Origin of the sequence: Myxococcus sp. CA033 (assembly GCF_013336625.1) — a bacterium.
Classification (GTDB): Bacteria; Myxococcota; Myxococcia; order Myxococcales; family Myxococcaceae; genus Myxococcus; species Myxococcus llanfairpwllgwyngyllgogerychwyrndrobwllllantysiliogogogochensis.
The window spans coordinates 61,413-83,821 of the sequence record NZ_JABUMU010000004.1; the positions used below are offsets into that span (position 1 = coordinate 61,413).

A 22,409-nucleotide genomic window follows, 5' to 3' on the forward strand; every position below is an offset into this window, starting at 1 on the left:
GGGGCTCCTAGAGCTCTTCGAGGGAGATGTTGGCGTTGGTGTAGATGTCGATTTCGCCGGCGATGGAGAGCGACTCCCGCGCCACGTCCCGCGCGGGCATCTGCGTGTGCGCCATGAGCGCGCGCGCGGCGGCGAGCGCATACGGGCCTCCGCTGCCCACCGCGGCGATGCCGTAGTCCGGCTCAATCACGTCACCCGCCCCGGAGAGGATGAACGTCTTGTCCTTGTCCGCGACGACGAGCAGCGCCTCCAGCCGACGAAGGAACCTGTCGGTGCGCCAGTCCTTGCCCAGCTCCACGCAGGCGCGCGCCATGTTCTTCTGGTGCTCCTTGAGCTTGCCCTCGAAGCGCTCGAAGAGGGTGAAGGCATCGGCGGTGCTGCCCGCGAAGCCGGCGAGCACCTGGCCCTCGCCCAGCTTGCGAACCTTCTTCGCCGTGTTCTTCATCACCGTCTTGTCGAGGGAGACCTGCCCGTCGCTGGCGATGGCGACCTTCCCGTCACGCCGCACACAGAGGATGGTGGTTCCGTGGAACATGGAGCGGGTTTAACAAGCCGCGCCCCGCGTTTCCAAGGAACACCGCCTGCCTGTCCGCTCCCGCACCGTTTCCTCGCGCCAGGGAGCGGCGAGGCGCACCCTCACGCCCGGGGATGGGCCGCGTCGTAGACCTGCTGGAGCTGCTCCCAGCTGACGTGGGTATACCGCTGCGTGGTGGACAGACTCGCGTGGCCCAGCAGCTCCTGGATGCTGCGGATGTCCGCGCCCCCTCCGAGCAGGTGCGTGGCGAAGGAGTGACGCAGCGCGTGTGGACTCACCTTGCGCGCCAGCGCGCACTTCAGCACGTGCGCGTCCAGGTGTCGGCGGATGCTCCGAGGCGTCAGCCGTCCCCCACGGAAGTTGAGGAAGATGGCCTCTGGCGCCTGGCTGGGTTTCGGCTCCGCCAGCAGCTCCCCGCGCCGGGCGAGGTATGCCTCCAGCGAGCGGATGGCCTGCGCGTTGACGGGGACGAGGCGCTCCTTGCTGCCCTTGCCCATGACCCGGACGATGCGCCCGCTCCGGTCCACGGCGAGCAGGTCCAAGTCACACAGCTCGCTGATGCGAAGCCCGCCGCCGTAGAGCAGCTCCAGGATGGCCTTGTCGCGCAGCCCGAGCACCGTCTTCAAGTCATGCACGTCCAGGAGCGCGAAGACCTCCTCCACCGGCAGGACCTTGGGCAACGCCTTGGGCAACTTGGGGCTCTTCACCAGCTTCGCGGGGCTCGCGGGCAGGAGCTTCTGCCGCACCAGGTACTTGTAGAAGGACTTGATGGACGCGAGCCGACGGGCGCGGCTCGCGGGGGCATGGTCCACGCTCAGCGTGCCCAGGTAGCCGCGAATGGCGGCGTGGGAGCCGGCCAGGAGCGAGAGCTTCATCCGCTCGACGAGGTAGCGCTCGTAGTCCACCAGGTCGACCAGGTAGTTGCGCACCGTGTGCGGTGACGACCCCTTCTCGTCCTCCAGGTGGACGCGGAACTTCTCCAGCAGCGGCGAGAGGGTCGTCATGGCGAGGCCAGCGTAGGGGGCCCGGAGAGGCTCGCAAGATTCCGGGCCCCGCGAAACCCCTACTTCGTCGGCACGGCGGGGGCAACGACTGGAACCACGGGCGTCGGCGCGGGCAGCAGCGCGACACACGTGGCGTCCGACAGCCACGCCTTCTCACACATCCACGTGAGGATGGGGTTGCGCACCTGCCAGAGCAGCACGAAGAAAATGAGCGCCCCGAGCCCGAACCGAGCCCAGCCGGACAGCCCCTCCGTCTCGCCATCCTCGTCCTGCTGGGCGAGCATCGCCGGGCGGACCATGTCCCGTCGGTCCACGCGCGCTCCCCGGGGCAGCCTTGGACGCCGGGTCACGAGCGTGGACAGTCCATGTGTCAACATGAGGCGGTCATTGAGCGCCCAGCCGGAGCCCTCCAGGAGCAGCGCCAGATTGCGGCGCCGCAGCTTCAGCCAGCCGAGCAGGCCCGCGGGCGCCATGACGACGATGGCGATGAGGGACGCCGCGGTGATGACGTCCACCATCGTCAGCGACTTCACCTGCGTGACGATGAACGCGAAGGACGAGCCCAACGCCGCCGCCGCGATGCTGCCCGCCGCGATGACTCCCGCGAGCCCACCGGGAGATGGGGCCGGAGCCGCCGCCGGAGCCGCGACGGGAGCAGGCGCCGCCGCCACGGTCTGCGAATACCCCTGCTCCAGCGTGGCGTCGAAGGTCTTCTCCCCCGCCGACGCGAGCCCTTCAATCTTGCCGGTGATGAACGAGGCCATGCGAGTGAAGGGCATGGTCATCGACTCCCACAGCGACACGGGCTGGCGGACGACATGCGTCACCGTGGCGTCGTGCTCCTGGCCATCCACGTCGTAGAAGACGCCGCGCTTGCCCACGACGAGGTCCGTGCTCCGGCCGCGTGTGACGGGCACCGCCACCTCGTAGCCGGGCGTGCCGTCCTTGGGCGCCACCAGCACGTAGAGGATGCACGTGGTGCCCTGGCTCGTGAGCGCCGCGTGCTCCGCGCGGTTCTTCGCGAGCACCGACAGCGTGTACTTGCGTCCGCCGAGGATGAGCGTCCCCTTCTCCATCAGCGCGGGCGCCTTGGGGAGATAGAGGTTGGGCATGCTGATGAAGTTGTTGGCGAACACCAGCAGCCAGCGCTGGTAGAGCACCAGTCGCTCCAGCTCGACGATGGCGGCCAGCGTGGGCGCCAGCGAGAGGTCCGCCTGACTGGCCGCGTCGATGGCGTCCAGGTCCGTGAGCGACACGGTGGGCAGCGAGTCGGCCAGCTTGTGCACCGGGTTCGCCTCGCGCTGGGTGAACCATGCGAGCACGGCGTCCGCCTTCGCCACCAGCTCGCGCCACGCCGTGTCCGACAGGCCCTCCGAGTCTCCCGTCACCGGCGCGGCGACGTCGCGACGGAACGACTGCAGCTGCTCATACGAGGGGCCACGCAAGAGCCGCGCCCACTCCAGCACGCCCGAGGCTTCCGGCACCGCGATGGGCAGATCCCCCGCCGCCTTGCCCAGCGCGGCCGAGTCACCCAGCGAGCTCTCCACCCGCTCCGCGCGCAGCCTCAAGTTGGCCGCGGCCTCCGGCTGCACCGCCACCAGGCGGCACTGGAGGAAGTACGTGTCCAGCAGCGGCGCCACCTCGCGGATGCGTCGCGCGCGCGACTCGCTCTCGTCGCCCCACACGAAGACGTCGCCACGCTTGCCCAGATGGGCCAGCAGCGCCTCGCGAGCCTCGCGGAAGCGCTGCAGCATCGGCCGGTCCACGCCCGCCTCGCCCGAGCGGTTCTTCAACTCGGGGAAGGACGCCATGACGTCCTTCGCGAGCGGGCGCAGGGACTCCGGCAGGCGCTCCGGGGCGATGATGCCATCACCGTTCTGCCCCGACTTGCGCAGCTCCAGGTCGCTCGCTCGCACCTGGCCAAGCGAGATGCGCCCCATGTCTGGCGCGCCCACCGTGCGCAGAATCATCTCCGCCGCGGTCCGCAGCGAGGCCGCGTCCGAGGACAGCGCGTTCAAGTCCAGCACATCACTGTTCGCGTCCGCGCCGCGCCGGTCCTTCAAGTGCTTCGCGGCCCAGGCCACCGCGGCGCGCACCTCCGCCACGCGGACGCGCGCATTGCCGTCCGTGTCCAGGAACTTGAGGAAGGCCGGGTCGCAGCTCAGCCCCTCCAGCGGACACGCCGTGGCGATCCACTGCGTCTCGGGAATGCGCGCGGCCTCCACGAGCACATCGAAGGAAGGAATGTCGACCTGAAGCGAGCCGCCATAGCGGCGATAGGTGAGCGGAGTCGAAGTCATACAGGCGGCGGACCTAAGCACACCCGACGTCACCTCGCACGGCTCCGAAGCAGCGTCTCTCCATGAGGCCAGCCGCTCGGCTGTCACGTCGGACCGGGTGTCCCATCACCCGGACGACGGCGCGTTCCAAGCCACCGGAACGACGTGCGCCTGCGAGTGGCGAGCCCCCTGCAATCGACGCGGCGGCACACCTGGCCTCGCACGAAAGAAAGGCAGCCCATGCACGCCGCCGCCGAATACGACGACCGCTTCCACCTGAGCCGCAAGCGCTACTACCAACTGCTCGCGCTCTCCACCCTCTGGTTCACGGTGAACGAGACGCCGCTGCTGCCCGTTGGCCTGCTCTTCGCGCTGCGCTTCGTGGGAGCCAACTACGAGACGACGTTCTTCCACTCCCTGCGCACGGGTCGAAAGGTCGCCCTCATGTGCCTGGGCATGGCCCTGTTCTCCCTGCTCCTCTTCGGCCCCCACGCGGGCTTCAGCGTCGGGCCCGGAGGCGTGAGCTTCCAACTCACTTCTGGGCGGTAGAAAACCCCAAGCAGGACGCGCTGTTACCCGCTATCGCCTTGATTCTCCTCGGGTCAGTCTTCCCGCCCCGTCCCAGCCTGTCCCCCAGTGTGCCGCCCCGTTCCACGCTGGAGGGGCACACTGGGGACACATGGCGGCTCCGTCACTGACTCGCAGGGCTACCAGCTCCGTTCAAGCTTCGTCGTCCGGCAGGAGCATCCGGAGAAGCTCGTCGTCGGGTCCGAGCGGGCGCCAGCCAGCGGGCGGCGGATTGGCGCGCAGCACCTCCCTTGCTAGTCGCACCCGCTCCCTGTGGGTGTCTGGGACGATGCCGGACCAGAGGCCAAGAGCCTTGGCGACCTTGAAGCGGTTGTCGTCATCCAACACGGCGGGCCAACCGTCAGGGAGGCTACCCCATAGCTCGCGCACGAGCTGCCCACGCACCAAGCGGGTCACTTGCTTGCTTCGCACCGCCTCGGCAACCAACCCATCGTACACCTGAACTCCTGCAACGTCGTCCGGACCAAGTTCCTCTGCCAGTGCCACCAACGACGCGGTGGGACGGGCCTCGGCAAAAGCCGTGAGTGAGTCGTAGCCGCGTTCGCGGACGCGCTCATACAGGCGGGCCTTCCAGCTCCCCTGCCACGAACGTCCATCGGTCATCGGCTTCTCCCTTTCGTGAATGTGATCGGGACGCGGTAGGTCTTCATGCGTTCCGCGACGATGTCCAGGACCTGATTCCGCGTCAACAGCCGTCCGGCCTCAACCTCGGCATCCATCAGAGTCTGCATGATCATCCGGTTCCACTCACCGGGCCATGTGCGCCCCAGCTTCCAGTTGCCACCTCCGTGAATCGCTTCGTGGTGGGCCAGCTCCAGTCGGACACAGAACTGGTCAATGTCCATGTCGCCCTTGAAACCGCGCGCCTCGAACCACTCGCGGTGCTCCTTCGGCATGACGTGGTGCTTCGGTGCCTCGGACATGCCCGCTCCAGCTCTATCTGTCACCTGCATGCCGCGCACCTCGGGACTGTCGCCCAGCGCTTCTCGCACGCCCTCGGGCAGGTCCTGGTGAGCTTGCGCCATCATGACCTGACCACCGTGGATGCGGATGGCCGCGCTCACCACGGGAACGGAGAGGACGCCCGCCTGGACGAGCCTGCGCATCATCTCCACCCACTCAGCGGAGACGACGAGCCTCGAGCCGGCCATGACGCCGCCTGAACTCATGACGAGTCCCACGCCGAGCGTCGCGGGGGCGGACGGTGGAAGCCTGGGCATCCCCATCTTCAGCGTGGAAACCATGGCGAGCATCTCCAACACCTGCACCGCTACCATGACCTTGCCGCCTTCCTCCATGGCGGTCTTGGCATCCGCAAGCATCATGTTGAACTCGTGCGTCAGCTCCCCCATCAGTTCGGGCATCGCGAGGGTCGCCGCCTCGACGCGCTCGGGGTCACGAGAGGCGAGGTCCGCCAGCGTGGGCTCCATCAAGCCCTGAACGCGGTGGAGGTCCAGGAACAACTTCTCGTCGCCGCACATCGGGCACTCGCGCAGCAGGACGTCGGAGAGCTGGAGGAAGTCCACCCAGGTGGCGAACAGCAGGGCACCGAACATCGCGGACTGGAGCCGTGGGCCCGCCATGCGCAGGACGGCAAGATCCATCTCCGAGTCCCCCAACTCCGACGCGCCCCCCGCCAGCATCGTCGCGCTTCCGAGGGCGCCGCGAACCCACGCCACTTCATTGGTGCCGTGGTCGAGATAGCGCGTGAACGCTCCCCCACTGAGAGCCCTGCCACTGAACACGGGAGCGCGCTCCGCGAGTTTGGAGAGCATGGCTTCGGCCCCCTTCATCGAGCCTTTCACCTCAGCGAGGGAGTCGAGGAGGGATTGCCGCGCCGAGACGGCTTGCGGGCCCCTGCCTCCGATAGCTCCAGATACGGTGCCAGGTCCAGCGAGCGTCACGGCTGTTCGTGGAGTCCCCTGTCGCCACCGCCGTTGTTCCTCAGCGGGTCCAGCGAAGGAGGACGGGAGGTCAACCGGACCGCGTGCGGACGTGTCGCTCGGCGCATCTCTCCGCGAGGGAAGCGGGGTCACACGAGGCGCCTCGCTCAGCGCTCCACCTCTCCCAGGGGACTGAACCCCTGAGGCGACTCCCGAGGACAGCGACAGCAGCAACACGGCCAAGAACAGGGCGTCAGCGCGCATTGTCCACCCCCATGCCCACCGAGGCGAACGCCCCCGGGCGTAGCGTCCCTTCCTTCGTGGGGAACAGCAGCGTGCCCCCTGTCCCCATCGCGTAGAGCTTGCCGCCAAGGAACCTCCAGCGGACCTCCGTCGCCCCGAGGTAGCGCGCTCCCGGCTTGCCAGCGCCCACTGCGAGCCCCTTCAAGGCCACCTCCAGGCTGCGCGAGAAGAGCTGCATGGCCACGCGCCCGTCGACATCGAAGCGCCCCCACGAGAAAGCTTCCGCGCCGAGCGTCAGCGTGAAGTGCCTGGAGTGACCACCGAGACCGGCTGCATCCCAGTCCACTTCCGCTTCGGTGAAGGCCGAGTAGCCATCCGGAAAGGTCGCCTCCGCGAGAGGCCCGCCGTCAGGCCCCGCTCCCTGGAAGCGCGCCAACTCGTAGTCCGGCCCGAAGAAGCCTTGCCGGAAGCCGCCGTGCTGCCGCCGCCCCTCCAACCGGAGCCGCAAACGGAGCTTCTCTCTCCCCAGGTCGAGCCCAGCGCCCACGACAGCGCCCCACGCGCCATCCGCACCAGGACGGCCTCCCACCCCGACAATCACATGGGCTTCGTAGTCGGGCCGAATCAGGACACCGGTCGTGATGTCCAGGTGCGCCAGCGTCACGGAGGGAGCGCGGCCCCCGGCTCGCCCCCAGTCATGCACTCCCGACAGCGCCAGCGTGTACCGCCCCGCGTATTGGGGCTTACCGAAGATGACGTGCTCCAAGTCCAGGGACAGCTCCGCCCCCATCACCCGCGCGCCCAGCACGTCCGAGGTGAAGGCTTCTGTGTAGAGCGGGCCCAGCTTGCCTGTGAGGACGCCCCCGGCCGGGTGGTAGTCCGGGTTCGTGCGGTTGGAGTAGCGGCGGACCAGATGCCCGGAGAGGAGGCTGTGTTCCTCCAAGGCGCCGACCCACACCCCCAAGGGCGTGTACTCGGAGCCGAACTTGAGGCCGCGAACGAGTTGCCCCCAGTCCGAGAGCGTGTCCCAATCCTCGCGACGCACGAAGGCCGCGCCGTCACCACCGCCCCACATGCGGAAGCGCACGGGAGCGCCCACGTTGACGCCGAAATCGCGGCCACCATCGAGGATGAACGTGGGCTCCACCTGCAAGTAGCCCTCTTCTTTCCCCACGCCACCGCGAGGCAGGAACGCCAGCGTCGTGGCTTCCACGCGCGTCAGGTAGTGCCACTTGCGCGCGGGGGGGGTCGGCGGGGAGGTGGGTGCTTCTTCCTCGGGGGCGGGAGGCTCCGAAGCCCATCCCGTCCTGGACAGAAGCAACAGCAGCAGCGCGGCCAGACAGCTTCGCTTCCTGTGCATACACGTCTCCTGTGCGTGCCCCGGAATGAGGCACGAAGAACACACGTCTCCCGGTCGGCTTGAGCGGCTCGCGCCATGCCGGTGGTGAATCAGCGGTGGTGAGGGGAAGAGGTGCCTCAGCTACGCGGTCGGCTGCTTCGTCAACGTGCGGCGGCGCGGACCGGCACCGGGCTCCGTGGGCACATCATCCGGGTTGCGCGAGTCAAACGACGCTCGCCGCGCGCCCCGGGGTGAGGCTGAATCCGTCGTGGGCTCGGAGCGACTCCACACCTCAGTGACAGGGGGCGTGATGCCGCCTTCGTCGCTCGGCAACTCGAAGTCCCAGAGTCCTTCGCTGGCCTCCCCGAGCGCATGCTGGGCCTCCTGCAATGCCTCCTCGCGCGTGTACCCGCCCAGCCGCGCCAACTGTGAGCGCAGGACAAGCTCCAACTCGGCAGCCGTGGCGAAGCGCTCGGAGGGGTTGCGCCGCAGCACCGTGTGGAGAATGTCCCGGAGCGGAACCGAGAGCCCTTGCGCCGCGTGCTCTACGTCCCGGGGGTGATAGGCCATGGCGCACCAGATAGCGTCCTCCGCGAATGCTGGCAGCTCCGTCACCATGGACGCCACCGAGGCCGCGAGCGCCTGTTGTCGCGCCTCTTTCGACAACCGCGCCTCCACCTCTTCAATGCGGACGTGCCCTGGGTCGTAGAGGTGGCGCCCCGTGGCGAACTCCAGCAGCGTCAGCCCCAGGGAGAACAGGTCCGCGCGCGCGTCCACCACTTCGCCCAACAGCATCTCGGGAGCCGAGTAGAGGACTTCACCTTGGGGGCGCGGCAGGGAGGTGGCCAGCCGCCCGGTGAGGCGCGAGAGGGCCACGCCAAAATCCGTCAGCCTCACCTCGCCATGCGGCCCCAGCCGGATGCGGGCGGGGTTCACGTCGCGGTTGACGATGCCAAGCGGGAAGCCCGCGTCATCCGTGCATGTGTGAGCGTAGGACAGCGCAGCAGCGACCTCCGCGCCCACGTAGAGGATGAACGCCTCGGAGAAGTAGCGACCGCGCGCCTGGGCAACGGCCAACAGCGTGTTGAGCGAGAGCCCTTCGGCGTTCTCCATCGCCACGCACAGGCCATGCTCGATTTCAAAGAGGCCATGGACGCGGGCGATTCGGGGGTGACGAAGGTACTGCGCCAACCGGACCTCTTCTTCCAGACGGGCTCGGGTGCGAAGGAACTTCTCCGTCACGTCCGCCGCTTTCGGCAACGGCAGGCACTTGAGCACCACGCATTCCCCGAGGCCCTTGGGCGTGCGGGTCTGCGCGAGGAGGATTCGCTCACCGACGCGGCCTTCTCCCAAGTCCCTGAAGAACTCGTAAGAGGTGTCGCCGTTCGTGAATAGGACAACGCTCCCGGCAGGCCGAGAGTCAGACGGATTGAACATGGGCGGGAAGCTCCGAGTGCCCGCGCGAGAGGGATTCGCGCAAAGGCAGACTCAAGGTACTGCCAGCCCTTCCAGACCTGAACGACCTGACAGGTCTAAAAAGATGGAATTATCATTCACCCCGAGTGAACAAGAAAGGACCCATTCTGCAAAGCCCCTTTACGCCCTCAGAGGGAAACTAGGGCCAGCGATCGACGGGATAGGCCGGAAGACTTCGCCCCACCACCGCAGCTCCTGGCTTGGACCAGTCCTCCTTTTCAACGTACCCCCGCTTTCCCAGGACGATGCACACCGGCACGGTGCGGCCATCAAGCAGGTGAGCCTCTGTGTAGCGCCCTACGAGGACCTCCCCTCCGGTCCATAGGTAGCCCGAGAGCCGCGTGCCTTCTGGCAGGCCACGCACGTCGCTGATGTTCACTACCCCAGTGACAGGGCCGTCAGCATAGGAACCCGCTTCGCCTATGTCCCCAGGCTGGCGGATGTCCAATGTCAGCATCACTGAATACCCCGGCCTCAAACGCAGTCCCCGTTTCTGGTCCCGATTGAACATGAAGTCGCGTGCCTCGGAGGGGCAGTCGCCCGGCTCGGGCCGGACCTGGGCACCTGGGCACCCAAGAGAGAGCGCAGCGGCAGCAGAAGCACCCGCGCACGTCTTGAGGAACCCAGCCCACGGTGACGGAGGCCAGCTCGGACGGGAGGCCAGGGTCTTCGGCTTCCTGGAGGTGGACTCGGCGGGAGGGGGCATCGGAAAGGGAGCGCGCTTCACAGGAGAGCTTTCTTTCTCGGCAGGTGCAGGAGGGGGCAACGCTACCCCAGGGGACGACGCCATGGGGGTGGGGGGCACGGCAGGGGGCGGTGAGGCAGCAGGGCCAGCATCCCGCACCGTGGAGGCCGTGAGGGGCGCGCTGGGCCTCTCCGCGTTCGCGGCAAGGCGCAGGGCCATGTAGCCCGCCAGCGAGGCCACAACGAGCCCCAGGGCGGCCACGGCCCCCGCTACGCGTCGCCCTCGGGATTGCTTCGGCACCGGGGCCGGGGCCACTTCCTGGGGAACGTCGTTGTGGGGTGCCTCGGACGCAAGCGGGAGCTGGGGCCTAGGGACATGAATCGGCACCCTCCACGCCTCGCCCTCTTCCGACAGCAACGCCTCCAACTCGCGCCGCATGACTTCCGCCGTGGGGGCGCGCTTCTCGGTCTGCCGGTCAATGAAGTGCATCGCAGCCGCGCTCAGTGAGTCGGGCACTCGCGGATTCAACGCGTGCGGTGCTGGGGGAGGCCACTGGGCGCCCACCAGGGTGCGCGGCGCCTCGCTCTCGGGCTGGGGATTTGTCAGCAAGTCATAGAGGCAGACGCCCAGCGCGTACACGTCGTCGGTCGCCTTGAATTCGTAGCGCGCGCCGTGCTCGTGCCCATGCTCGCGGAGGAAGCGCGCCGCCTCGGGAGAACGGTAGCGCCGGGTGCCGGGGGGCAAGGGCGTGTCCGTCAGCTCTGGAGCAAGCGTGTAGTCCCCCACGCTGAAGTCCAGGACGAAGGGCTCCCCATCCGAAGCGCGCACGAGGATGTTCCCCAACTTCAAGTCGCGGTGAAAGACGCCGCGCACATGGAGGTGGGCCAAAGCCCCCGCGAGCTTGCCGAACACCCGGGCCACCTCATGCGCCGTGGGGTGCGTCTTCTCCACCCACTCCCCCAGCGTATAGCCCTCCACGTAGTCGAGGACGACGTAGAGCCACCCCTGGGTTGGGTGCTGCCAGCGTCCGTGTGCGTGAACCTCCACGACGTTGGAGTGTCCGCTCACCTGGGACAGGCACACCATCTCACGCAATAGCCGCGCGTCGGCCTGCTCAGCGTCCCCGCTACTGGCGCGGTGCATGGCCATCTTCATCGCGAAGCGGTGGCCTTCCTTCTCCACGAGGTAGACGGCGCCGAAGCTCCCCGCGCCCAGCGGTTTCACGACGCGCCAGCCGTCCACTGTCTGCCCGGGTTGCAGGTGCGCCGGGCTCAGCCCTATCAACATGGAAGGCGGTTCTAGAACGAGATGCGGGGAATAAGAAGACTACGCCCGCCCTCATTGTCGCGAAGTTCCAACCGGAGGGCCGCACCTTCCGACCAGTTGGGCGCCCCAGTCTCCACCACTACGAGGGCCACCTCACCCGGTTCAATCCGAGGCTCCCTCATGCGCACCGCGAGCACGTTGACGCGCTCGCCGCTCGCGACCACGGAGAGCCGCGCCTCCACAGGCCTCCAGGGTTGAGCGCCAGTGTTGCGGACTCGGAGGGCAACAGCTCCCCACCCACTTGCGCGGTACGTCACGACATCCCGAGAGACCACGTCTCCCCTCCCCTGGGACAGCAGCCTCTCCGGCTCACCAGCCTTGACGCCCAGTTTGTCCAGGAGGCCCGCGAAAATCATCCCAGCCGGGCCGCTCGCCACGCTTCGGGCACGGAGCGCTTCCAACTCGGCATCCTTGGCCGCACAGGCGACGCGGACCTCGTCCAGCTCGGCCTGAATCGCTTCTGCGGCGCGAGGCAGGCGCGACACCATCACCTGCGCGTCCACCTCGGCAGGGTGCGTGACGAGCGAGAACACGACGCGGGCAGGTGCGGCGCCATCCGCGAAAGTGACGGTCAGCTCCACGCTTCGTCCGGGCCCCAGATCCATCGCGGGCTTGAGGAAGATGGCCCGTGCTGTGACCTCGAAAAGCGCGAACCGGCTTCCAGCGCCCCCGGCCATCACCGCATCACGGTCTACAGGGGAGTCGAACTCCAACGCGGTGAGGTAGTCCGAAGCGACGTGCAGCTCCACCGGCTTGTCGGCGGTGGACACCGTGAGCGACACCCGCCGCCGCTTCATCTCTCGCCCGCGTAGGGACTCCTGGGCCTCCGCCGTGGCCGAGAGCCCCACGAGGAGCACGAGGGGCAGGGCAAGCCGGGCAAGTGACGGGAACACGCGCGGGCGACCTCCAAGGGACATGGCGGAACCGTACCAGGAAGCACACGACTTCCAGCGGTTCTCTGTTTGTCCTGACGCGGGGGAGGGACGCCGGTTTCCATCAAGATCTGCCGCCCGCGCCCCTTAAAACTCCCGGCGCCGCTCGGAGCGCTCGGCCTCACGCGGCATGTGTTCAGGAACTTCGCGAACCAGTGCGCCACGCTGAACACATCGAGCTGGGGGCCTCACGGTTTTCCAGGGAGTTTTCTCGGCGTGTACCACCGCCAAGCAAGGCGTGAAGGGACCTCGCTCCGGAAATCCGAACCGGGGGGGCCTGCCCTGAACCACTCCCGGAATCCGCACCCATTTACCGAGGGCAAGCCACGGACAGACGTGGCCAGGAAAAGGCCCAGGAAATTCGTCGCGTGAGCCACTCGCGGAAACCGCACGCATTTACGGGGAGACAGCACACCGTCAAACGCGGCCAGCGAAGGCCCAGCGGAGCCAGTCGCGGAAAGCGTCCCCATAAAGAGAGTTGAAGGAGAACAACGCATGCTTGAACAGGTTGAGCAGTACCGCCCCCACGTCATTGCCGCGCTCACCAACGCCGCTCCCCAAGGGCTCACCGTGAAGGAGCTGTGCGGCGCGCTCGGAGCGGGAGAGCAGGCCATCCGCCGTTGCCTCGCGGCGCTCGTTCTGACGGGCGTCCTGCGCGAGTCCGCACGGTACACGCCCGGCGCTCGTGGTGCAGTGCCCCGGGCCTACAGCCTTGCCGCGAGGGGCCAATGAACGCGCGCTGTCCCCAGCCCCGTCGCGGTCATGACGGAATGACTGACGGACAGTGGTCTCTCCTCTCCCTTCTCTCTCTTCTTCTTAGGAGTGAGAGGACTCCGTCATTCCGTCATGAAGAGGGTCACTTTCAGAGGAGAAATAGCCATGACGGAGCTGTGACGGGCCAAACACGCGTCCGTCATTCCGTCACGGCAGCGCCCCAGCTTCATCGCCCGCTTCGGTCAGCCGCGAAGCCCTCCAGCGTCGCCGCGCCTGTGCAACGCCGCGCCGTGGCCGTGCCTCCATCCAACCCCTCACCCCCGCACCCCATGACCTGGACTCTCTGCATCACACCCTCGCGCTTCACCCCGGACCAACTCTCCATCCTGGAGTTCTCGTCCATCGATGACCTCATGTCGGAGTTCTTCGAGGACGCCACGGACCCGATGCTTCGCGCGGAGAAGAACGGTCACGCGATCATCCCCGCGCGGCCCTGCCCCCCTCGCGCTGATGGCCTCTACGAAGGCAAGGGCGGCGACCCCACGCCCACCCCATACAGGCGCAATGCGAACTTCTCGCACGTCACCTTGGCCGTCGTGGACTTCGATTGCGAGGAACAGTCCGCGCTGGATTCGTGGCTCGCGGGCCTGCGCCAGCGTGGCCTCTGGTTCGTTGCGTACCCGACCCACTCGTACGGGCAGCCCACCAAGCCCATCCGCTACCGCGTCGTCCTGCCGTTCAGTGAGCCCGTCGCTGTTGGCTCGCCCAGTAGGTGGGCCGATAGCCTCTGGCCGCGCCTCATGGACTCCCTGGGGCTCGCCTCTCAGGCCACAGCCGCGTTGAAGGCGGATCCAGCCTGCAAGGATGTGGCGCGGCTCTACTACCTCCCGAGCTGGAACCCGTCGAACGCAACCCCGCGCCCCGCCCCCGAGCATCACCAAGGTCAACCGCTCGACGTGGAGGCGCTGTTTGGGCCCCTGCTGCGTCAGCCCTTCGCGCGCTACGTCGAGCGCCCTAGCGAGCAGCATGTCACCGGAGCCGTGCCCGTGGACCTCCAGGCCATTCGGAAACGACTGCGCCGCTTCAGGCGTAAGGACTACTGCCAGGCCATCGCGCAGATGGACGCAGGCGAAGTCCTCATTCTCGATGGGCAGCGCCACCTTGGCATCAACAGGCTGACGGAGATGCTGGCCCGAGTTGCCGCGCCCGATGAAAGCTCGGAGAGTCTTCTGGCCATCGCCCAGCGCTCGCTTGACGCACTCGCCAGCCTGGAGCCCTCCCGCGATGTCTGGGGCGAGGCGCTTCGAGGGTTGGACGGAGCACGCGCCAAGCTCCAGCAGTGGGACCTTCAGCGGAAGGCCAACCGAGAAGCGGAAGAAGCCGCATGGCGTCGCACCGTCATGCTCGTGGCCACCTCCAACCACCGACGTGGGAGCACCCCGTGACTCCGAACTGCCCCAATGAAAACGAGGTTGCGCCTGCCACCGACTATGAAGCGGCTCTTGCCGAGGTGGCCAAGCTCCCTCTCGTGAAGGTCGTCCCGCTGGAGCGCTACCTCACGCGCCGCCCGGGTGGACGGGCTTTCAACTCAGACCTTCTCACCCAGAAGGCCGCCGAGGATTACCTGATGCTGCGCGAACTCCTGTCCTCTCGCGCCACATGGCCGCGCGGCGCCAGCCCCCTGGCTGCATCACCCAACGTGCCGAAGCTGTGCGTCGGAGTGATGGGGCTCGAATGCCGCCCCAACGCACCGGAGCTGTTGGTACGCGAGGACGACATGTACGCGGTCAATACATGGGAAGCGCCGACGCTCACTCCTGCGCCGGGCGAGTGGCCTGATGTGCGGCGGGTCCTCCTCTGGCTCGCGGAGGATGAAGCTGGGCTCGACTGGCTCCTGAACTGGATTGCGTTCAAGGTCCAGAACCCGGGCTCCAAGCCGGGAACCGCAGTCCTGCTTCAAGGCCCCCCGGGCACCGGGAAGAACGTGCTCTATCGCATCCTGGCTCACGTGCTCGGCCCCTCGAACTGCGTCCAGATTGGGGAGGCGGACCTCGCCAAGCCCTACAACCACCACTTCGCCACGAAGCTGTTGGTCTTCGCCAACGAACTGCTCGACAACCACAAGCGCGGTGGGGCGCTGGGCGACGGGCTCAAGGCGACCATCACCGATGGCGAGGTGTTCCTGGAGAGCAAGGGCGTTGGCCGCACCCCAGCGGTCAACCGCGTCGCGCTCATCGCGGCGACCAACCGCTCCAAGCCCATCGAGCTTGAGGAGAGTGACCGGCGCTGGACGGTCTTCCACAACAAGACGAAGCCCGCCGAGTACCAACACCCCGACCTGGGGATGACCCACCGGGATTTCTTGGAGGCGCTCCATGCGCAGGGCGCTGATGACGCCTTCACACCGGAGTTCATGCGGCAGGTAGCAGCCTTCGCCTATGAGATGGGCACCTACGTCGTGGACATGAAGCGAGTCCGAAGACCGCACACGAACGCCTCCCGCGATGAACTCCAGCAACTCAGCGAGCCTGTGACGGAGCAATTCCTCCGCGAACTCAGCGAGAGCGCCGACCCGGACCGCCAGCTCTACGATTGGGCGTCTTACGAACCTCGTGGCAACGCAATCTGGCACTCCCCTCCGGGTCCCCGGGTCGGCAAGACGCAAGCGTTCGTAAACGACGCCCTCTTCATTGCCGTGGTCGGGTTCTGCAAGTCCATCGGGCAGCGGCACCCACCTCAGAAACGAACTTTCCTGGTCGCGTTGAAGTCAGCGGGCTGGGTTGAGCAGCGAGACAGCAAGAGTCGGGGTTGGCTCCCGCCGTGGCACGCGACACGTAGCGACGCACCAGCGACGGACGCCGCGAACGTTGTTCCCTTCAGCCCGTTGCGCACCCCGCCCGCGCCATGCCCCGTCAGTGCGCATCCCGTCACGCCGCATCTGAGTCCCCCTACTGAGAACACCCCATGAGTACATGCCCGCCCCAGGGCTCGCACGGGCCCGAGTTCCTCACCGTGAAAGAAGCCGCCAAGCTCCTGCGCGTGAACCGGAAGACGCTCTATGAGGCCATCCGGCTCGGGCAGGTGCCCGACATCGTCCGCCTCGGAAGAGTCCTCCGCATTCGTCGAAGTGCCCTGGTAGAGTGGCAGCCGGGTAACAGCGGTCCTGCGCTCGGAGAAAACCGATGAGCGTCAGACTGCGGAAGTGGACGGACACGAAGGACAAGTTGCAGGAGGCGTGGGTTGTGGACGTGAAGCTCCAGCATCCGGATGGGCGAGTCGAGCGCATCCGCAAGGTGTCCCCGGTGAACACGCGCCGGGGTGCCGAGCAGTACGAGCGGGAGCTACGCCACGCACTCCTCAGCGGCACCTTCGGGAAGGAGAAGACACCGGAGAAGCGCATCCCCACGTTGGAGGGGTTCACTCCGCGCTTCCTCACCTACAGCGAGAACAACAACAAGCACTCCACTGTCGTCACCAAGAAGCAGATTCTAAGGGACCACGTCCTCCCGTTCTTCGGAAAGATGGCGCTGGATGCCATCGGCCCGGCAGAAATCGAGGACTTCAAAGCACTGATGCGAACGAAGCCGTCTCGCTCACGCGTCAGGCAGGACACCCCGGTGCGGCCTGCCCTCAACGCGCGCAATGTGCCGAGTCCAGAGCCTCTGTCCGCCAAGTACATCAACGACACACTCAAGGTGCTCCACAAGCTGCTGGCCTTGGCGCAAGAGCAAGGCGTTGTCCCGCACGTCCCCCACGTCAAGGGGCTCAAGACGCAGAAGCCCTCTTTCGACTTCCTTGGCTTTGCGGAAGCGGAGCACCTCATCGAAACGTCCGAGCCCGAGTGGAGGCCCCTACTTCTCGTCGCCATCAAGGCAGGGCTTCGACAGGGCGAGTTGATTGGTCTCCAGTGGAACGACTTGGACTTGAAGGGAAGCAAACTGCAAGTCAAACGCTCCATCTGGCGAGGGGTGACAGGCTTGCCCAAGAGCGGGCGTGAGCGAACAGTGGACCTCCCCGCGTCGGTGGTAGACGCACTCAGGACGCATCGACACCTGCGCGGGCCTTATGTGTTCTGCCAGGAAGATGGCCAACCGCTCACATCCGGCAAGATGGTCTCCCCACTCGAACGCTCGCTCCGTCGAGCGGGCATCACTCGCGAGGTGGGAATCATCGGCTGGCACGACCTGCGACACACCTACGGAAGCCACCTCGCCATGCGGGGAGTGCCGATGAAGGTCATCCAGGAACTGATGGGGCATGCCGACATCGCAGAGACGATGCGCTACGCCCATCTATCGCCGGAGACACGAGCGAGCGCGGTGCAGCAGCTTGACCAGCCGAGCCCTCTGACTCTTGCCGTTTCGGGTATCGCCACCGAAGGGGCACATAGGGGGCACACGCCGAACGCGGCGGCTCTCAGCGGTTCGGCAAACCACTGAAAACCCTGGAGGTTCGGGACGGAGAGGCGTGAGCTTCCAACTCACGCTCCGGTGAACCCCACGCGACGCGCGACTACGGGAGGGCCGACACGCTGTAGACGCCGGCCTTCGGCCCCTGGGAGATGATGTACACGGCGCGCGAGTCATCCTTGCCGCCGAAGTACACCGGCACCTGGACGCCCTGGTCCAACGGCTTTCGCGCCTGCGTCTTCGCGTCGTACACGGCGATGTCGTACGTGTCCGAGTCCATCCGCGCCGACGTCGCCAGCACGCGCTGACCATCCGCGGAGAGCTTGTAGCTGAAGATGCCCTGGAGCCACGTCTGCGGGTCCGCCTTCTGGGGCAGCTCGAGCGCCTTGAAGTCACACGCGCGTCCGTTGCGGATGCAGTTGGCGCGGAACACCACCTGCCCGTTGCCCGGCATGAAGCCGTAGCCGAAGACGCCCCGGTGCACCTTCTCCGCCTTCTCCGCGCCCAGGGGATAGAGCATCAGGTCCACGGAGTACTCCGGCTTGAGGAAGCGCGAAAGGAAGGCCACGTAGCGCGCGTCCGAGCCCCAGACGAAGTTGGGCACACGGTCCCCCACCCGCTTGGGCGCGCCATCCGGCAGCGAGGCCACGGCCATCAAGCCCGCGCGCGCCGTCACGTCGTACCTGTCCAGGAAGCCCACGGCCTGCGAGTCCGGGGAGAAGGAGAAGATCTCCACGCGCTCGCCCACCTTGCGGCCCGGCCCGCCGGAGGCAGGGCCCACGTACAAGTCACCCGGCACGTCCGGCTTGCCGTTCTCCGAGCGCGCCAGCCACTTGCCATCCGGAGAGAACCCGAAGGCCTGCGCCGCCACGGCCAGCCGCTTCGGCTTCTGCGCCGGCAGCTCCGCCAGGTACAAGTCGTAGAGCCCGCGCACGGACTCACTGCGCACCTGGAAGGCCACGCGCTGACCATCCGGAGACACGGCGTAGTCACCCACCTGGTCCGCGAGCTTGCGCGGCGCCTCCTCGGGCTTCTCCACCGACACCGCCGCGAGGCCACCCGCGGCGGACAGCCGCCGCTTGAGCAGCAGCGTCTTGCTGTCGGAGGTGAACTGCGCGGTGCTCACCTCGGCCGCCACGTCGACGAACGGCCCCGAGGGCAGCGGGCCCAGCTTCAGCTTGCCGCCGTCCACGAAGGCCAGCTTCGTCCCGTCCGGCGACGGCAGCATGTAGCTGACCGCCGTGCCCAGCACCGTCGGCTCCGCCTTCGCGTCATCCAGCACCGCCACGTTGAGCGAGCCGGACTGCGAGGCCGGGTTGTAGCCGGTGAGGTACAGCGCGTGCTTCGAGTCCGCCGAGAACAGCAGCCCGCCCGGCACGTTCGTCACGCTGTCGCCCAGCTTGCGCGGCTCGCCCCCCTCCACGGCCACCACGAACAGCTCCCCGAGCAACATCTGCGGAGGCACGCCGTCCAGCCGGGGCTTCTGCCCGTTCAACAGGTACGTGGCGAAGCGTCCGTCCGACGTCAGCCGCAGGTCCGCCGCGCGGCCCGCCGCCAGCAGCAGGCCCTGCCCTGCTCCAGCGGGCGCGCCACGTCCGGAGCTGCTCGGCGCGGACGCGCGGCTCGGAGGCGCGGAGCCACCCGAGGCCGTCGCGGCGGGGGCATTCCCCTTCGCCCCGCTGTCCTCGCCCTTCTTGCACCCCGTGCCCGCCACCATGAGCGAGGCCATCAGGCCCGCGCCCAGAAGTCGTCCCAGCCTCGGCCGCATCATGCGCTCCTCTGCTCCTCAAGCTCCGGGGTGCCCGACGAGGGGACACCCGCGTGCGGCAGCCACGCCGCCAGGTCCTGCTTCGCGCGGGCCGAGTACGCCGCCCGCTTGTCCGCCTTCTTCATCCGCCCGGTCAGCGGCGGGAAGAGGCCATAGATGATGTTGGAGGGCTGATGCGGGTAGTCCGGCGGGTGCGCTTCGCCCGTCACATGACGGAACAGCGAGCCCAGCGCCGTCGTCGCCGGGGGCGGCACCCACTCCTTCCCGCTCAGGCGCGCGTGCAGCGCCAGCGCCACCAGGTAGCCACACGCCGCGCTCTCCACGTACCCCTCCACGCCGGACACCTGCCCCGCGAAGAACACCCGGGGCTCGGTCTTCAGGGACAAGTCAGCCGACAGCAGCCGGGGCGAGTCGATGAAGGTGTTGCGGTGGATCTGCCCCATCCGGAGGAACTCCGCGTTCTGGAGGCCGGGGATGCAGGAGACGAAGATGCGCTTCTGCTCGCCCCACGTCAGGCGCGTCTGGAAGCCCACCATGTTCCAGGACGTGCCGGCGCGGTCCTCCATGCGCAACTGCACCACCGCGTGCGGCTCCTGGCCCGTGCGAGGGTCCCGGAGTCCCACCGGCTTCATCGGCCCATAGGCCAGGGTGTCGTCGCCGCGTTCCGCCATGACCTCGATGGGCAGACAGCCTTCGAAGTACTTCGGTTCCTCGAAACTGTGCGGCACCACCTTCTGCCCCGCCTTCAACTCCGCGATGAAGCGGTAGTACTCCTCGCGGTTCATCGGCAGGTTCAGGTAGTCGTCGCCGCCGCCCTTGCCGTAGCGACTCTGTCGGAAGGCCACCGTCAGGTCGATGGAGTCTCCGGAGAGGATGGGGGCGATGGAGTCGTAGAAATACAGCTTCTGCCCCACGTGCCGCTCCAGCTCGCGAGTGAGGGCATCCGAGGTCAGCGGCCCGGTGGCCACGACGACGGGGCCCTCCTCTGGCAGCGTCTCCACCTCACCGGCAACCAGTTCCACGCCCGCCTGGCGTAGCAGCGACTCGGTGATGGCCTTGGAGAAGCCCTCGCGCTCCACCGCCAGCGCGTCTCCGGCGGGTACCCGGTGGGCATCCGCGCTGCTCAGAATCAGAGAGCCCAGCGAGCGCAGCTCCGCGTGCAGCAGGCCAATGGCGCTCTCCGGGTTGTCCGAGCGCAGCGAGTTGCTGCACACCAGCTCCGCGAGCTGATCCGACTTGTGCGCCGGAGAACGCTTGTGGGGCTTCATTTCGCGCAGCACCACCGGCACGCCCCGGCGGGCGAGCTGGTATGCGCACTCCGTACCGGCCAGGCCGCCGCCAATCACCGTCACCCGCTGCTGCTTCACGTCCGCCATCCTGTTCCTCCCGGTAGCGCCGAGCGCCAGCCCGTCAGCGAACAGTTAGCAGGACTGGCACGCCCTGTCCCACTCGCGAAGCCATGGGCGTCAACCCGGCGTCTTGTCCAGGGCCCCACGTCCGGCCGCCTGCCCCCCGAGCCACCTTCGCCCCTGGTTGGAAGGCGCGGTTTCCCCACCTGGGTTGCACCCCTACGTTTCTCGCGTTCATCGCTCGAGGCAGCGTTCTTCCGAGCGAGCGCACAACGCACTCGAAGACAGCAACACGGAAACGAGGCCACCATGAGCCGAGCCCAAGATTTGCTGAAGGTTCGCGAGATTCTTCAGCGCCGCAGGCGGGAAATCCTCACCACCAGCAGCGGCACGCACCGCGAGCTGACCGCGCTCAAGGAGCAGGAGCGGGATCCCGAGTACGAGGAGAACGCCCAGTCGGAGCTGGCGGACTACACCCTGTCCAGTCTGATGGAGGCCCAGCGCCGCGAGGTCATGCTCATCGACGCCGCGCTGCTGCGCATGGACACGGGCGTCTTCGGCGAGTGCGTGGACTGCGGCCAGGAGATCTCCATGGACCGCCTGGAAGCCCTGCCCTTCGCCATCCGCTGCGCGGAGGACGCCGAGCAGCACGAGCAGGACACACGCGGCGGGCACTACGCGACGCCGTCGCTGTAGCCCCGCGCTGGTGACGTGACAGGCGGGCGCTCCCTGGTTCCGCCGGGGAGCGCCACTCGTTCTTCAGTCGCCCTCTTTCTTGAGGACGACGAAGCGGTAGTTCTCCAGCTCGTTCTGCCCCGCCGTGTAGAGCACACTGAGGAGCAAATCGTAGGGGACCTTGCGGTCCGCGATGACCGACAGCTCCTTGCTGAAGGGCGCCTGAGGGTTGCGCTCGGCGATGTACTTCAGCTTCTCCACTTCCTTCTTGAACCGGGCGTCGAGCGGGAGCACCAGCCGGCCCTGGAGTGCCTCGGCGGGGAGCTGACCGTTCTGCAGCCGCAGCACCTCCCGCTCCCCCACCAGCAGGCTCTTGGCGGTGATGGTGACGGCGATGGTGTCCTGCGGCGTGGCGCGCGTGGTGGAGATGGGCGGCCGGACGTCCTCGGAGGCCGTCACCGCGGCGGAGGACGACGCGAAGGACTTGAGCAGGAACACCAGGAGGATGGTCATCATGTCCATCATCGCGGTGATGTTCAGCTCCTTGATTTCTCCCGCCGCGTCGCGCTCCTTGCGCTTCTTGCGAGACAGCGCCCGGCGGAAGCGCAGCCGCGCCAGGGCCTCCTCGTCGACGGCATCAGGCGCGTGCGACATGGGTTCGGAGGACATGGCTCAGGTCCCCGCCAGGGTGACATCGGGGAACAGCAACCGGCGCTGGGGACCCTGCTCCTCGCGCAACGCATCCATCGTCTGGATGAGCACGTCGTAGGGCACATCCGCGTCCGCGCCGACGATGACCTTCGTCTCCTTGGGAAACTCGGTCTTTATCTTCACCATCCACGCGTTGAGCGCGGCGTAGTCGTAGACGCCGTCGGCGGTCGTCGGCACCGTGGGCGCGCCGCCTTCTCCGAGGATGGCGTTCTCACTGCTGACGAAGTGGCCCCTGCGGGAGATGAGCACGGACAGCGTGAGCTTCGGCTCGTCGCTCGGCGACTCAGGCGTCATCGCCGTGGACGGCGCGCCGTAGCCTGGCGCGCTCACGTTGAGGATGCCGAACGAGGTCAGCCCCGTGATCGACAGCAGCATGAAGATGATGAGGTTCATGAGGATGTCGAGGTACGGGACGACGTTCAGCTCGCCCGACTCTTCTTCCTCGCGGACCTTCAGCTTGCGGCGGGAGTAGTGGAACGCCATGGCGCGCGCT

Annotated in this window: 20 protein-coding genes; 7 read left to right on the forward strand and 13 right to left on the reverse strand. The window is 67.4% G+C overall.

Annotated elements, in window-relative coordinates; genetic code table 11:
- Positions 1–7: 7 nt before the first annotated feature.
- The 3 genes from hslV to HUA78_RS13135 form a co-directional block, all read right to left on the reverse strand.
- Entirely contained in the window at positions 8–535 is a 528-nt protein-coding gene (gene hslV, locus HUA78_RS13125) for an ATP-dependent protease subunit HslV (RefSeq protein ID WP_141646352.1), read from the reverse strand.
- A gap of 101 nt (positions 536–636) precedes the next feature.
- Positions 637–1,539 (reverse strand): tyrosine recombinase XerC, encoded by a 903-nt coding sequence (locus HUA78_RS13130; protein ID WP_141646351.1) that lies wholly within the window; start codon positions 1,537–1,539, stop codon positions 637–639.
- Between the two features lie 59 nt (positions 1,540–1,598).
- Positions 1,599–3,839: a kinesin gene (locus HUA78_RS13135; RefSeq protein ID WP_174476411.1), complete on the reverse strand. Its 2,241-nt coding sequence runs from the start codon at positions 3,837–3,839 to the stop codon at positions 1,599–1,601.
- Positions 3,840–4,058: 219 nt separating this feature from the next.
- On the opposite strand from HUA78_RS13135, the gene HUA78_RS13140 reads away from it, so the two are divergent.
- Complete coding sequence (locus HUA78_RS13140; RefSeq protein ID WP_141646349.1) at positions 4,059–4,367, forward strand: hypothetical protein; 309 nt, start codon at positions 4,059–4,061, stop codon at positions 4,365–4,367.
- 171 nt (positions 4,368–4,538) lie between these two features.
- Here the strand turns inward: HUA78_RS13140 and HUA78_RS13145 are convergent, their stop codons facing one another.
- The 6 genes from HUA78_RS13145 to HUA78_RS13170 form a co-directional block, all read right to left on the reverse strand.
- Positions 4,539–5,009, reverse strand: a complete 471-nt coding sequence (locus HUA78_RS13145) for an NUDIX hydrolase (protein WP_141646348.1) — start codon at positions 5,007–5,009, stop codon at positions 4,539–4,541.
- Positions 5,006–6,181 carry a DUF2380 domain-containing protein gene (locus HUA78_RS13150; RefSeq protein ID WP_246137556.1) on the reverse strand — a complete coding sequence of 392 codons (1,176 nt, stop codon included), beginning with the start codon at positions 6,179–6,181 and terminating at the stop codon, positions 5,006–5,008. The genes HUA78_RS13145 and HUA78_RS13150 overlap by 4 nt, the downstream gene beginning before the upstream one ends.
- Positions 6,182–6,542: 361 nt before the next feature.
- Positions 6,543–7,892 carry a hypothetical protein gene (locus HUA78_RS13155; protein WP_174476412.1) on the reverse strand — a complete coding sequence of 450 codons (1,350 nt, stop codon included), beginning with the start codon at positions 7,890–7,892 and terminating at the stop codon, positions 6,543–6,545.
- 120 nt (positions 7,893–8,012) lie between these two features.
- Positions 8,013–9,224, reverse strand: coding sequence for a protein kinase (locus tag HUA78_RS13160; RefSeq protein ID WP_254623698.1), 1,212 nt, complete (start codon positions 9,222–9,224; stop codon positions 8,013–8,015).
- A 262-nt stretch (positions 9,225–9,486) separates the two neighbouring features.
- A complete protein-coding gene (locus tag HUA78_RS13165; protein ID WP_174476414.1) occupies positions 9,487–11,319 on the reverse strand; it encodes a serine/threonine-protein kinase in 1,833 nt (610 codons plus the stop codon).
- Positions 11,320–11,330: 11 nt separating this feature from the next.
- On the reverse strand, positions 11,331–12,251 hold the full coding sequence (locus HUA78_RS13170; RefSeq protein ID WP_174476415.1) for a DUF2381 family protein: 921 nt from the start codon (positions 12,249–12,251) through the stop codon (positions 11,331–11,333).
- Between the two features lie 534 nt (positions 12,252–12,785).
- On the opposite strand from HUA78_RS13170, the gene HUA78_RS13175 reads away from it, so the two are divergent.
- The 5 genes from HUA78_RS13175 to HUA78_RS13195 all read left to right on the forward strand — a co-directional run bounded on the left by HUA78_RS13175 (position 12,786) and on the right by HUA78_RS13195 (position 17,443).
- On the forward strand, positions 12,786–13,022 hold the full coding sequence (locus HUA78_RS13175; protein ID WP_141649257.1) for a hypothetical protein: 237 nt from the start codon (positions 12,786–12,788) through the stop codon (positions 13,020–13,022).
- Between the two features lie 311 nt (positions 13,023–13,333).
- Complete coding sequence (locus HUA78_RS13180) at positions 13,334–14,449, forward strand: hypothetical protein (protein WP_141649258.1); 1,116 nt, start codon at positions 13,334–13,336, stop codon at positions 14,447–14,449.
- 65 nt (positions 14,450–14,514) lie between these two features.
- Entirely contained in the window at positions 14,515–15,972 is a 1,458-nt protein-coding gene (locus HUA78_RS13185; protein WP_141649259.1) for a DUF5906 domain-containing protein, read from the forward strand.
- A complete protein-coding gene (locus HUA78_RS13190) occupies positions 15,969–16,190 on the forward strand; it encodes a helix-turn-helix domain-containing protein (protein ID WP_141649537.1) in 222 nt (73 codons plus the stop codon). The genes HUA78_RS13185 and HUA78_RS13190 overlap by 4 nt, the downstream gene beginning before the upstream one ends.
- Entirely contained in the window at positions 16,187–17,443 is a 1,257-nt protein-coding gene (locus tag HUA78_RS13195) for a site-specific integrase (RefSeq protein WP_174476416.1), read from the forward strand. Before HUA78_RS13190 ends, HUA78_RS13195 begins: the two co-directional genes overlap by 4 nt.
- A 73-nt stretch (positions 17,444–17,516) precedes the next feature.
- On the opposite strand, the gene HUA78_RS13200 is transcribed toward HUA78_RS13195, so the two are convergent.
- Positions 17,517–19,184 (reverse strand): PD40 domain-containing protein, encoded by a 1,668-nt coding sequence (locus HUA78_RS13200; protein ID WP_174455218.1) that lies wholly within the window; start codon positions 19,182–19,184, stop codon positions 17,517–17,519.
- Positions 19,181–20,557 (reverse strand): methylenetetrahydrofolate--tRNA-(uracil(54)-C(5))-methyltransferase (FADH(2)-oxidizing) TrmFO, encoded by a 1,377-nt coding sequence (gene trmFO, locus HUA78_RS13205; RefSeq protein WP_174462357.1) that lies wholly within the window; start codon positions 20,555–20,557, stop codon positions 19,181–19,183. The genes HUA78_RS13200 and trmFO overlap by 4 nt, the downstream gene beginning before the upstream one ends.
- A 282-nt stretch (positions 20,558–20,839) precedes the next feature.
- Here trmFO and HUA78_RS13210 point away from each other — a divergent pair, with 282 nt between their 5' ends.
- Positions 20,840–21,226 carry a TraR/DksA C4-type zinc finger protein gene (locus tag HUA78_RS13210; RefSeq protein WP_141648807.1) on the forward strand — a complete coding sequence of 129 codons (387 nt, stop codon included), beginning with the start codon at positions 20,840–20,842 and terminating at the stop codon, positions 21,224–21,226.
- Between the two features lie 63 nt (positions 21,227–21,289).
- Here HUA78_RS13210 and HUA78_RS13215 read toward each other — a convergent pair whose 3' ends face one another.
- Complete coding sequence (locus HUA78_RS13215) at positions 21,290–21,874, reverse strand: biopolymer transporter ExbD (RefSeq protein WP_254623699.1); 585 nt, start codon at positions 21,872–21,874, stop codon at positions 21,290–21,292.
- A 3-nt stretch (positions 21,875–21,877) separates the two neighbouring features.
- A complete protein-coding gene (locus HUA78_RS13220; protein WP_174476417.1) occupies positions 21,878–22,399 on the reverse strand; it encodes a biopolymer transporter ExbD in 522 nt (173 codons plus the stop codon).
- Between the last annotated feature and the right edge of the window lie 10 nt (positions 22,400–22,409).

Coding starts and splice junctions, on each gene's coding strand:
- hslV (WP_141646352.1), bottom strand. CDS start 535: ATGTTCCACGGAACCACCATCCTCTGTGTGCGGCGTGACGGGAAGGTC.
- HUA78_RS13130 (WP_141646351.1), bottom strand. CDS start 1,539: ATGACGACCCTCTCGCCGCTGCTGGAGAAGTTCCGCGTCCACCTGGAG.
- HUA78_RS13135 (WP_174476411.1), bottom strand. CDS start 3,839: ATGACTTCGACTCCGCTCACCTATCGCCGCTATGGCGGCTCGCTTCAG.
- HUA78_RS13140 (WP_141646349.1), top strand. CDS start 4,059: ATGCACGCCGCCGCCGAATACGACGACCGCTTCCACCTGAGCCGCAAG.
- HUA78_RS13145 (WP_141646348.1), bottom strand. CDS start 5,009: ATGACCGATGGACGTTCGTGGCAGGGGAGCTGGAAGGCCCGCCTGTAT.
- HUA78_RS13150 (WP_246137556.1), bottom strand. CDS start 6,181: ATGCTCTCCAAACTCGCGGAGCGCGCTCCCGTGTTCAGTGGCAGGGCT.
- HUA78_RS13155 (WP_174476412.1), bottom strand. CDS start 7,892: ATGCACAGGAAGCGAAGCTGTCTGGCCGCGCTGCTGCTGTTGCTTCTG.
- HUA78_RS13165 (WP_174476414.1), bottom strand. CDS start 11,319: ATGTTGATAGGGCTGAGCCCGGCGCACCTGCAACCCGGGCAGACAGTG.
- HUA78_RS13175 (WP_141649257.1), top strand. CDS start 12,786: ATGCTTGAACAGGTTGAGCAGTACCGCCCCCACGTCATTGCCGCGCTC.
- HUA78_RS13180 (WP_141649258.1), top strand. CDS start 13,334: ATGACCTGGACTCTCTGCATCACACCCTCGCGCTTCACCCCGGACCAA.
- HUA78_RS13190 (WP_141649537.1), top strand. CDS start 15,969: ATGAGTACATGCCCGCCCCAGGGCTCGCACGGGCCCGAGTTCCTCACC.
- HUA78_RS13195 (WP_174476416.1), top strand. CDS start 16,187: ATGAGCGTCAGACTGCGGAAGTGGACGGACACGAAGGACAAGTTGCAG.
- HUA78_RS13200 (WP_174455218.1), bottom strand. CDS start 19,184: ATGATGCGGCCGAGGCTGGGACGACTTCTGGGCGCGGGCCTGATGGCC.
- trmFO (WP_174462357.1), bottom strand. CDS start 20,557: ATGGCGGACGTGAAGCAGCAGCGGGTGACGGTGATTGGCGGCGGCCTG.
- HUA78_RS13210 (WP_141648807.1), top strand. CDS start 20,840: ATGAGCCGAGCCCAAGATTTGCTGAAGGTTCGCGAGATTCTTCAGCGC.
- HUA78_RS13215 (WP_254623699.1), bottom strand. CDS start 21,874: ATGTCCTCCGAACCCATGTCGCACGCGCCTGATGCCGTCGACGAGGAG.
- HUA78_RS13220 (WP_174476417.1), bottom strand. CDS start 22,399: ATGGCGTTCCACTACTCCCGCCGCAAGCTGAAGGTCCGCGAGGAAGAA.